Source organism: Marinobacter sp. OP 3.4, assembly GCF_036224885.1.
Taxonomy (GTDB): domain Bacteria; phylum Pseudomonadota; class Gammaproteobacteria; order Pseudomonadales; family Oleiphilaceae; genus Marinobacter.
On sequence record NZ_JAVVLT010000080.1, the window covers coordinates 1 to 3,046 of the forward strand.

At 60.3% G+C, this 3,046-nt stretch carries 2 protein-coding genes; one reads left to right on the top strand and one right to left on the bottom strand.

Annotated elements, in window-relative coordinates; genetic code table 11:
• Positions 1-1,291, bottom strand: a 1,291-nt coding sequence (locus RO069_RS13880) for an AMP-binding protein (protein WP_328188330.1), incomplete at its 3' end; no start/stop codon positions are given.
• Positions 1,292-1,671: 380 nt separating this feature from the next.
• Here RO069_RS13880 and RO069_RS13885 point away from each other — a divergent pair.
• On the top strand, positions 1,672-3,046 hold a 1,375-nt coding region (locus RO069_RS13885), incomplete at its 3' end, for a class I adenylate-forming enzyme family protein (protein WP_328188332.1).

Consider the following 3,046-nt stretch of genomic DNA (forward strand, 5'->3'; position numbering starts at 1 on the left):
GCAGGAAGCCGTCCGGGTCAATGGTGCCGATGTCACCGGTGGGGAAGAAGCCCTCGCTGTCCAGCTTGCTACCACCTTCCTGGCGATAATAGCCGCTGGCAATCCAGGGGCCGCGTACATAGACGTGACCGGGAGTCTTGCCGTCCCAGGGCAGGCGCTCGCCGTCATCATTGACGGTCTTGATCTCCACACCCCAGACGCCGCGACCGGCCTTGGTCTTGAGTCTTGCCATGTCCTCATCGCTGAGGCTGTCGTGCTTGGGTAGCGGCTTGTTGACTACCCCCAGCGGACTGGTTTCGGTCATGCCCCAGGCCTGAATCATGTCGATGCCGGATTTGCGGAAGCGTTCGATCATGGCGATCGGGGGTGCTGAGCCGCCTACACCGACATCGTTCAGGCTCAGCTTTTCAAGGCTTGTCTCGGGTGTGGCATCCAGGTACTGGAATAGCATCATCCAGATGGTGGGTACCGCGATAGAGGAGGTGACTTTCTCCTCTTTCATTAATTCGTATATGCTCTCACCATCCATGTGCGGGCCGGGTAAAACTACTTTGGCACCTGCCATGGGAGCAGAGTACGGTGCGCCCCAGGCGTTCGCGTGAAACATGGGTACGATTGGCATCATCGTGGTTCGACTGCTGAGCCCAAAGCCGTCCGGTGCCACCTGAGCCAGGGAATGCAGTACCGTGGAGCGATGACCGTAGAGCACTCCCTTGGGATTGCCGGTGGTACCGGAGGTGTAGCACAGGGAGGAGGCCGTGCGTTCGTCGAATTCCGGCCAATCGTAGTCGTCGCTGGCCGCGTCCATCAACTCCTCATAGCAGTAGAGGTTGGGCAGGTCGATGTCCGGCATGTGCTTCCGGTCCGTCATGGCCACGAAGGCCTCTACCGTCTCCAGCTGTGGTGCCAGCTGCTTCACCATGTCGGCAAAGCTGATGTCGAAGAACAGCACCCTGTCTTCGGCGTGGTTGATGATGTAGGTCAGCTGCTCCGGAAACAGGCGCGGGTTAACCGTGTGCAGGATGGCACCGCTGCCGGAAACGCCGAAGTAGAGTTCATAGTGACGGTGGGTGTTCCAGGCCAGGGTCCCGATCCGGTCCTGAAAATCGACACCCAGTGTCTTCAGGGCGTTGGCTACACGCTTGGAGCGGTTGCGCAGCTCCCGGTAGTTGGTGCGGTGCATAGGGCCTTCCACGGTTTTGGTGACGATTTCCGTTTCCGGATGGAAGGTGGCAGCGTGATCAATCAGTGACGAGATGAGCAGGGGCTTGTCTTGCATCAGGGCTTGCATGGCACTCTCCTGAATTCCTGAAGTTGTTGTGGTTGTGGCAGGATGTAAACGTCAGTGTCTCGCACCGTTGAAACAGCGACCTCGTCTGATTCGACGATTTCAGGCTCCGGGCACCGGTTATTTCGTCGGAACAGACGAGGCCCTTCGCTAAGGTTCTGTTTAAGCTGTATGTGGTCGGCCTGCCCGGTTGTTCCGGCAGTATGACCGAGTCCTTACAAGCACGTCCTGAAACAATGGGTACCACGAGTGGATGGCATTGACAGAGGCGAGGCTCTGGCTTGGCTCTGCTGGCAGGAAGTGTTCTCGAAAGTCGATGTCAGCCGTCACGGACTGTGAATGCCCGACAATAACAAGAATCACAACGACAGGAGTGTTGAATCATGATCCTGCACAAACCTGAACTCATCGAGGAATACACCGGCAAGGGGTACTGGGGCGACAGGAACCTGCTCCAGCGCTTTGCCGCCAACCGCGATGCCCATCCGGACCGGGAAGCGGTGGTGGATCCGCCCAACCGGGATGAGCTGGTGGGCACGCCGGCCCGGCGCCTGACGTGGGCGGAGTTTGGCCAGGCAGTGGATGCCACGGCTGCGGAACTGGTAAGCCGGGGCTTTGGCAAGGACGACGTACTGGTGGCCCAGCTGCCCAACGTCTGGGAGCTGGCCATGCTCTACCTGGCTGCGGCAAAGGCCGGCGGGCTGCTCTCTGCCCTGCCCATGCAGTGGCGCCGCAAGGATGTGGGCTATGTAAAAGAAATGACCGGTGCCAGGTTCTATGTCTCGGCCGAGAGCTTCCATGGCTTTGACTACCGGGCCCTGGGGCGGGAGCTGGGCTTCGGGCACTACATCGGCCTGCAGGAACTGACCGGTATTGCCCGCGGCGCGCCCGGCCAAGTGCCGGACGTGGCTGTGGATGCCAATGACATCTTCACCCTGTGCTGGACGTCTGGCACCGAGGCAGATCCCAAGGGCTGCCCCATGAGCCACAACAACTGGGAGTACCTGATCAGCCTGGTGTCCACCACCTGTGGCTTGCAGAAGGGGGATCGCATCCTGTGTGTGGCGCCCCTGGTGAATATGACCGCGGTTGGGGTGAATTACTTACCCTGGCTCGCAGTGGCTGGCACCCTGGTGCTGCACCACCCCATCACCCCGGAGATCCTGCTGCGCCAGCTGACCGGGGAGGATGTCCAGTACACCATCCTGGTGCCGGCGATGCTGAACATGATCGCCAAGCTGCCCAATGTGGACCAGTTGGACCTGTCCAGCGTGCGCACCATCACCACCGGTTCAGCGCCGCCATCCGCCTGGTCCATGCAGGAGTTCAAGCGCCGCTGGGATATCGACATCGTCAACATTTGGGGCCAGAACGAGGGTACCAGCCTGGTGGCCGGCCCGGCGGACGTGCCGGACCTGGAAATGCGGGTGGACCACCTGCCCTGGTGGGGTAAGGAAGGTGTTGAGTGGCCCTCGGGCATCTATGGAGTCGAAGTAAAGATTCTCGGCGACCAGGATGATGAAATAACCGAGCCGGGCGGCATTGGTGAGCTTTGCTACCGCAGTCCCGGACTGTTTGCCGGCTACTTCCAGCGGCCGGACATCACCGAGCGGTCCTTCACCGCTGACGGCTTCTTCCGTACCGGTGACCTGTTCATCGTACAGGACGCCAGCCATGTCGGCTTCTACGATCGCAAGAAAGACATGGTGATCCGCGGCGGGTTCAACATCTCCAGTGTGGAGGTGGAGAACGCGGTGC